This window comes from Propionivibrio sp. (genome assembly GCF_017995515.1).
Classification (GTDB): domain Bacteria; phylum Pseudomonadota; class Gammaproteobacteria; order Burkholderiales; family Rhodocyclaceae; genus Propionivibrio.
Genome location: NZ_JAGOIT010000102.1, coordinates 3,384 through 10,640, shown reverse-complemented (window position 1 = coordinate 10,640; position 7,257 = coordinate 3,384). Strand labels below are relative to the sequence as shown.

Genomic DNA, 7,257 nt, shown 5'->3' with positions numbered 1-7,257 from the left:
TTCTCCTACGCCTGCCCGCACTGCAGCGACCTCAACCCGCTGGTCAGGAAATGGGCGGCGAAGCTGCCCGCCGACGTCGCCTTCAAGCGCGTTCCGGTCAGCTTCAACAGCCCGTTCTATCAGCTGATGGCCAAGCTGTTCTACACGCTGGACGCGATCGGCGAGATGGAAAGACTCGACGCGGCGGCGTTCGACGCCATCCACGTCAAGGGCCTGAAACTGATCGACGAGAAGAGCGTCCAGGAGTGGGCCGTCTCGCAAGGCGTCGATGCCAAGAAGTTCAGCGATGCCTTCAAGTCGTTCTCCACTGACAGCAACGTCAAGCGCACCGACCAGCTCTCGCGTGCGGCCAAGATCCCCGGCGTTCCGGCACTGGTCGTCGACGGCCGCTATCTCGTCGTCGGCAAGAACGTCAAGAACCACGACGAATTGCTGGCGTTGACCGAGAAAGTGATCGATAAAGCGCGTACAGAGCGCGCCGCGAAGAAGTAACGCTTCAGCCAAGCTGCTGACGTGTCCGGAGTCTTCATCACCGGCGCCTCGTCGGGCATCGGCAATGCGCTGGCCACGCACTACGCGAAACAGGGGGTTGTTCTTGGGCTCGCCGCGCGACGCGGCGAGCAACTCCGGACGCTGGCCGCATCGCTGGAAGCCCTCGGCGCGGCACATGTTTCCTGCTATCCGCTCGACGTCGGCGACGCCGACGCTCTGCGCGCGGCGGCGGAAGACTTCGTCGCACGTCATGGCGCGCCCGACATCGTCATCGCCAACGCCGGCGTCTCGTCTGGCACGCTGACTGAGTGCGCCGAGGATCTCGCCGTCATCCGGCGCATCTTCGAGATCAACGTCCTCGGCATGGCCGCGACCTTCTCGCCGTTCATCGCCGCGATGCGCGAAGCGGCGAAAACCGGCAAGGGCGGCCGCCTGGTCGGCATCGCCTCGGTCGCCGGCATTCGCGGCCTGCCCGGCGCCGAAGCCTACAGCGCGTCGAAATCAGCGGTGATCACTTATCTTGAAAGTCTGCGCCTGGAGATGCGTGCCTCCGGCATCAAGGTCGTCACCATCGCGCCCGGCTACATCGCCACGCCGATGACGGCGATCAACCCCTACCGCATGCCCTTCCTGCTGCAACCCGAAGAAGCAGCGCGCCGCTTCGCCCGCGCCATCGAACGCGGCTGCAGCTACACGGTCATTCCGTGGCAGATGGGCGTCGTCGCCAAACTGCTGCGCCTGCTACCGAACGGGCTCTACGACCGCCTGTTCGCCAACGCGCCGCGCAAGCCGAAGGTGCTCTGATCAGCGCTTGGCCTCTCCGGCGAGGCGCGCCTGGCAGAAAGCAACGAAGTCGTCGGCCGGCATCGGCCGGGCGTGGAAGTAGCCCTGCGCCTCGTCGCAATGGAAGAGGCGCAGGTGGTCGAGAACGTCCTGCGTCTCGACGCCTTCGGCCACCGTCCTTAACCCCAGGCTGCGCGCCATCTGGATGATGGCGCGGACGATCGCCGCGTCCTCGGGGTCGGTCGCCAGGTCCCGGATGAATGATTGGTCGATCTTCAGTTTGTCGACCTCGAAGCGCTTGAGATACGAGAGGCTAGAATAACCGGTCCCGAAGTCGTCGATCGACAGGCGAACGCCCATGATCTTGAGCCGTTTGACCGTCGCCAGGACGTTCTCGGTATCGCCGATCAGGATCGACTCGGTCAATTCGAGTTCCAGCATGTGCGGCTCGATGCCCGACGCCTCGATCGCCGCGGCGACCGACTTCTCGATGTCGCCACGCTTGAACTGCAGGGCCGAGAGATTGACCGCCACGCGCGGCTCGGAGAAGCCGAGCGCCATCCAGCGCGCGGCCTCGCGGCACGCTTCGCGGATGACCCAGTCGCCGATCTCGACGATGAGTCCGGTCTCCTCGGCAACGGGGATGAAGCGTGCCGGAGAAACCAGTCCGAGGTCAGGATGATTCCAGCGGATCAACGCCTCCGCACCCACCATCCGGCCACTGGAAATTTCGATCTGCGGCTGGTAGTAGAGCGCGAACTGGCCGGCCTCCAGCCCGCGGCGCAAGCCGGCATGCAGCGTCACCTGTTCGATCACCGCATCGTTCATTTCCTCGTTGAAGAAGCGGTAACTGTTGCGCCCCGCATCCTTGGCCCGATACATCGCCGTATCCGCCTTGCGCAAGAGCGTGCCGAAATCGGCGCCGTCTTCCGGATACATCGTCACGCCGACCGAGACGGACATCACCATCTCGGCGTTGTCGATACGAAACGGTTCGCGGAAGCTCTCCTGCAATTCGCCGAGGAAGGTGACCACCGCATCCGGCTCGGCAAGGTTGGTCAGCAACAGCAGGTATTCGTCGCCGCCCTGGCGACAGACCGTATCGGTGCCGCGCAGCTTGCCGCGCAGACGTTGCGCGACGGCGACGAGCATGCGGTTGCCGGCGTCGTGCCCAAGGAAGTCGTTGACCGCCTTGAAACGATCAATATCGAGCACCATCAACGCGACCTTGGTGCCCATGCGGTTGGAAAAGGCAATCGCCTGTTGCAGGCGGTCCTGCATCAGCAGTTGATTCGGCAGGCCGGTCAGCGCGTCGTGATAGGAGAGGTAGCTGGCCCGTTCTTCGGCCAGTTTGCGCTCGGTCACGTCGGTAAAGATCCAGATGCTGCTCTCGCGTGGATAGCGCGGATCGACCGCGCTCCCGGTCAGTTCGCACCAGAACGAACTGCCGTCGGCGTGCGCCACCATCAGCGTCGCCGTATAGCTCTCACCGCTGGACAGGCTGCGGTACGCCTCCTCGCCGAACGCGGCAAAGGCATCTTCCGTACCGAACAACACGCGCGTCGACTGACCCGGCAGCGCCGCCGAAGAATAGCCAAAGATCGCCGCGAATCGCCGGTTGCACGAAACGATCTGGCTTTGGCGCACCATGATGATGCCGACCAGCGCGTTCTCCAGCAGCGCCTCCTTTTCCGCGAGCAGCGCCGTCACCATCTGGTGATTGCGTCGCTGCTCGGTGATGTCGCGGCCGACCATCACCCCGAACGGCCGCCCGTCGACCACCGCGACGCGATACGAAAAATCGAGCCACAACGATTCGTCCGCACACCCCGGCGGCGAGAATTCGACCACCGCCGAATGCCCGGGCATCGAGTTTCCGGCCAGGCATTCGCTCATCTCCCGACGCAGAACGTCGAGGACGTCCTGCGCATCGCCCAGACCGAGTTCGGCGAACGGCTGGCCGATCAGGTTCGCCGCCGGCTCGCCGAGCAATCGCCCGAGTGCGGCATTGGCGTCGGTCACCGTGCCGTCCGGCAGGGCGACGAGGATCACGAAGTCGGTCGTCTGGTCGAGCAGCGTGTGGAAACGCTCCAGTCGCTCGACGTTCTGGCGCAACTGCGGGTAGTAGCTCTTGTGGAACGAGCGCTCGCCAAGGCCGACGATGCCGGCGCGCTTGGCCTCCCAGTCTTTGATTTCAGATGGCTTCGCCATAGATCGCCTGAACGTCGGCCACGGTGGCGAAGCGCGGGTTGGTGACAATGCATGCATCCTCGATCGCGTGCCCTGCAAGATCGGGAATGTCCGCCGAACGTACGCCGCGCGACGCGAGGCTGTCACGGATGCCGATCCGGGTACGCAGCGCCGCCAGCGCCTCGGTGATCCGCTTTGCCTGTTCGCGCTTGCTCATGCCGCGCATGTCGATCCCGATCGCCTCGCCGATCTGCGCGTAGCGACTGGGTGCCTCGCTGATGTTGAAGCGCACCACGTGTTCGAGCAGGAGCGCATTGCACTCGCCGTGCGGCAGGTCGAGATAGCCGCCGAGCGAGTGCGCGAGCGCATGCACTGCGCCCAGACTCGCGTTCGAGAAAGCCAGACCGGCCTGCAGGCTGGCGAGCAGCATGTTCTCGCGCGCCGTCAGGTCGTGCGGCACCGCGACCGCCTGTTCGATGTTCTGCCAGACGAGCTTGATCGCCGCCAGCGCATGCACGTCGACGACCGGCGAACTGGCCGTCGAGACGAAGGCCTCGACCGCATGCGTCAGTGCGTCGATACCGGTGCAGGCCGTCAGGTAACGGTCCATGGTCAGCGTGCATTCCGGGTCGACGAGCGCCGCATCTGGCACGACCGTCTTGCTGATGATCGCCATCTTGTAGCGTTTCAGTGAGTTCACGACAATGCAGAACTGCGAAATATCTGCCGCCGTACCCGCCGTCGTCGGGATACAGATGAGCGGCGGCCCGGGCATTTCGACCTGGTCGGCACCCTCCATCGCACCAATGTCGCAGCCGTTGGCATGCACAATCCCGATCGCCTTGGCGCAATCGATGGCGCTACCGCCACCGACCGCGACGATCACATCGCAGTGCTCGCGCGCGAACAACGCCGCCCCGGCCATCACCTCGTGGTCCTTTGGATTGGGCGAAACATCCTTGAACAGCACCGATTCGATGCCGGCTTCCGTCAGTGAGTCGCGCACATCCTGCGTCCAGCCAGCCGCGATCACGCCCGGGTCGCTGACCAGGAAGACGCGCCGCGCCATCATGTTGCGCGCGTAGAAAGCAACGCGTTTGCGCGCGCCAACACCGAAGATGAACTCCGGTGCGACGAACTTCCGCATCTCGTAAAGCGCCATTGCATCCCCCCGATTTGAGCCGCGCACGACCGCCGCCGACGGCACGCCAAGAAGCCGATCTCTCAATTCATCATACCCAACCGCGCGGCAAAATCCAGCCAGGACCCACGTCCGGAGCTCGCCGCGCACCGGTGAAAATTGATGAATATCATGCGGTCCGGGCGCCTGCTCGGTATACTTGCCGCTTCGAATTTCGAGAATTCCCATGCGGCAACAGAAACTACCCGAACTCGTCTGCCCGGCCGGCAGCCTGCCGGCGCTCAAGGCGGCGATCGACAACGGGGCCGACACCGTCTATTTCGGCTACAAGAACGACACCAACGCACGCAACTTCGCCGGCCTCAACTTCGACCAGAAGGCGATGGTCGAGGGCATCCAGTACGCGCACGCGCGCGGCAAGCACGTGCTGATGGCGATCAACACCTTCCCGCAACCCGGCCGCGAGGCCGACTGGCATCGCGCCGTCGATGGTGCCGCCGATCTCGGCGTCGACGCGGTGATCCTCGCCGACGTCGGCCTGCTCGATTACGCCAGCAAGCGCCACCCGAACCTGCGCCTGCACCTCTCGGTGCAAGGCTCGGCGACCAGCTACGAGGCGGTCAACTTCGCCCATCGCGAGTTCGGCGTGCGCCGCGCCGTGCTGCCGCGCGTGCTGACGCTGGCGCAGGTCGAGCTGGTGATCAGGAACACGCCGGTCGAGATCGAGGTCTTCGGCTTCGGCAGCCTGTGCGTGATGAACGAGGGCCGCTGCTGGCTTTCTTCCTACGCCACCGGCGAATCGCCGAACACCGTCGGCGCCTGCTCGCCGGCCAAGTACGTGAAATGGGACAAGGCGCCCGGGCGCATGGACACGCGCCTGAACGGCATCCTGATCGACCGCTACAAGGACGACGAACCGGCCGGCTATCCGACGCTGTGCAAGGGCCGCTTCGAGGTCAATGGCGAGACCTACTACGCGATGGAAGAGCCGACCAGCCTGAACGTGCTCGAGATCCTGCCGGAGATCGTCAAGATCGGCGTCTCGGCGATCAAGGTCGAAGGCCGCCAGCGCAGCCCGACCTACGTCGCGCAGGTCACCCGCACGCTACGCGCCGCACTCGACGACTTCGGCCGCGCCGGCGACCAGTTCAAGGTCAAACCGGCCTGGCAGGCCGAGCTCGGCAAGGTCTCGGAAGGTGTCCAAGCGACCTTGGGCGCTTACAACCGTCCGTGGCGATGAAATCCTTAACCGCTTTCAACGCGGAGGGCGCAGAGGCGCAGAGAACGCAGAGGAAAAATCTCCGTTCTTGTTCTTTCTCCGCGCCCTCTGCGTCTCTGCGATCTCTGCGTTGAAAGAGTTTTACCAATGAAACTAGCTCTAGGCCCCCTGCTCTATTTCTGGCCGAAACAGGAAGTGCTCGAGTTCTACGCCGAGATGGCGCAGATCGAGGCGCTCGACATCATTTACGTCGGCGAAGTCGTCTGCTCGCGCCGGCAGCAGCTGCGCGTCGCCGACTGGATCGGGCTGGCGCGTGACCTGACCGACGCTGGCAAGGAAGTCGTCGTCTCGGCGCAGGCGCTGCTCGAATCGGAGAGCGATCTCAAGGCCACGCGTCGTCTCATTGACGAGGCGGGTTGCAAGATCGAAGCCAACGACCTCGGCGCGGTAAACATCGCCAACGGCCGTCCCTTCGTCGCCGGCCCGCACCTAAACCTCTACAACACGGCAACGCTCGATACCTTCCACCGCTACGGCCTCAGCCGCTGGGTGCCGCCGCTCGAGGCCGACCGCACGCTGGTCGAGACGCTGCACGCCGGCCGACCGGAAGGCGTCGAGACCGAGGTCTTCGTCTTCGGCAAGCTGCCGCTGGCCTTCTCGGCGCGCTGCTTCACCGCCCGCCACTACGGGCTGAACAAGGACGACTGCCAGTTCAAGTGCCTCGACCATCCCGAGGCGATGACGCTGAAGACGCGCGAGGGCCAGCCCTTCCTGGCGATCAATGGCATCCAGACGATGTCGGCACAGACCTACAACCTGCTCGCCGAAGTCCCCGAGATGCTCAAGATCGGCGTCGACATCATCCGCGTCAGCCCGCAGCCGCAATACATGAAGGAAATCATCGCCGCCTTCGACGCTGCCCGCCGCGGCGAAGCGGTGACGCCGGACATGACCGGCTGGGCCGCTGAAGGTCTCGTCGACGGTTACTGGTTCGGCGAACCCGGCATCGCCTCGCACCACCAGGCGGCGCTCGCTCAACTGCAAGGAGCCTGATCATGGCACTGCCTTCACTTTCGTTCACCATCCCGCGCTTCAAGCTGCCGGCCTTCGTTTCCGCCGTCGGCAACAAGCTGCCGCAATGGCCGCACGCGCTCGTCCTCGTCACCGGCCTCAATACGGCGCTCAAGATGAAGCTGCTGCCGCAGGATAGCCTCGACCTGCTCGAAGGGCGCAGCTTCCTCGTCGACGTGCTCGATACCGGCGGACGCGCCGCCTTCACGTACCGCAACGGCCTGTTCCGCCCGTTGTTCACAACGCCGGAGACGCCCGACCTCGCCTTCCGCGCCAACCTTTCGGCCTTCCTGCAGCTCGTCGCGCGCCAGGAAGACCCGGACACGCTGTTCTTCAACCGCGAACTGTCGATCGAGGGCGA

General features: G+C 64.6%; 7 protein-coding genes. 5 read left to right on the top strand and 2 right to left on the bottom strand.

All coding sequences use genetic code 11. The annotated features are described in order from the left end of the window. Both KBA32_RS14205 and KBA32_RS14200 read left to right on the top strand, forming a co-directional pair. Positions 1 to 492 (top strand): thiol:disulfide interchange protein DsbA/DsbL (locus KBA32_RS14205; protein WP_294360124.1); only part of this gene is annotated, 492 nt, incomplete at its 5' end. A gap of 21 nt (positions 493 to 513) precedes the next feature. Beyond that, positions 514 to 1,296: an SDR family oxidoreductase gene (locus tag KBA32_RS14200; RefSeq protein ID WP_294360121.1), complete on the top strand. Its 783-nt coding sequence runs from the start codon at positions 514 to 516 to the stop codon at positions 1,294 to 1,296. Here the strand turns inward: KBA32_RS14200 and KBA32_RS14195 are convergent, their stop codons facing one another. Together KBA32_RS14195 and ercA are read right to left on the bottom strand one after the other, a co-directional pair. After that, positions 1,297 to 3,486: a bifunctional diguanylate cyclase/phosphodiesterase gene (locus KBA32_RS14195; RefSeq protein WP_294360118.1), complete on the bottom strand. Its 2,190-nt coding sequence runs from the start codon at positions 3,484 to 3,486 to the stop codon at positions 1,297 to 1,299. Continuing rightward, entirely contained in the window at positions 3,470 to 4,627 is a 1,158-nt protein-coding gene (ercA, locus tag KBA32_RS14190) for an alcohol dehydrogenase-like regulatory protein ErcA (protein ID WP_294360115.1), read from the bottom strand. The genes KBA32_RS14195 and ercA overlap by 17 nt, the downstream gene beginning before the upstream one ends. Before the next feature lie 205 nt (positions 4,628 to 4,832). On the opposite strand from ercA, the gene KBA32_RS14185 reads away from it, so the two are divergent. The 3 genes from KBA32_RS14185 to KBA32_RS14175 form a co-directional block, all read left to right on the top strand. Then, a complete protein-coding gene (locus tag KBA32_RS14185; protein ID WP_294360112.1) occupies positions 4,833 to 5,846 on the top strand; it encodes a peptidase U32 family protein in 1,014 nt (337 codons plus the stop codon). 126 nt (positions 5,847 to 5,972) lie between these two features. After that, a complete protein-coding gene (locus KBA32_RS14180; RefSeq protein WP_294360109.1) occupies positions 5,973 to 6,878 on the top strand; it encodes a U32 family peptidase in 906 nt (301 codons plus the stop codon). 2 nt (positions 6,879 to 6,880) lie between these two features. Further along, positions 6,881 to 7,257 (top strand): SCP2 sterol-binding domain-containing protein (locus KBA32_RS14175; RefSeq protein WP_294360107.1); only part of this gene is annotated, 377 nt, incomplete at its 3' end.

Bases quoted from the DNA above. Each gene is read 5' to 3' on its own strand.
- KBA32_RS14195 (WP_294360118.1), bottom strand. From the start codon at position 3,486: ATGGCGAAGCCATCTGAAATCAAAGACTGGGAGGCCAAGCGCGCCGGC.
- ercA (WP_294360115.1), bottom strand. From the start codon at position 4,627: ATGGCGCTTTACGAGATGCGGAAGTTCGTCGCACCGGAGTTCATCTTC.
- KBA32_RS14185 (WP_294360112.1), top strand. From the start codon at position 4,833: ATGCGGCAACAGAAACTACCCGAACTCGTCTGCCCGGCCGGCAGCCTG.
- KBA32_RS14180 (WP_294360109.1), top strand. From the start codon at position 5,973: ATGAAACTAGCTCTAGGCCCCCTGCTCTATTTCTGGCCGAAACAGGAA.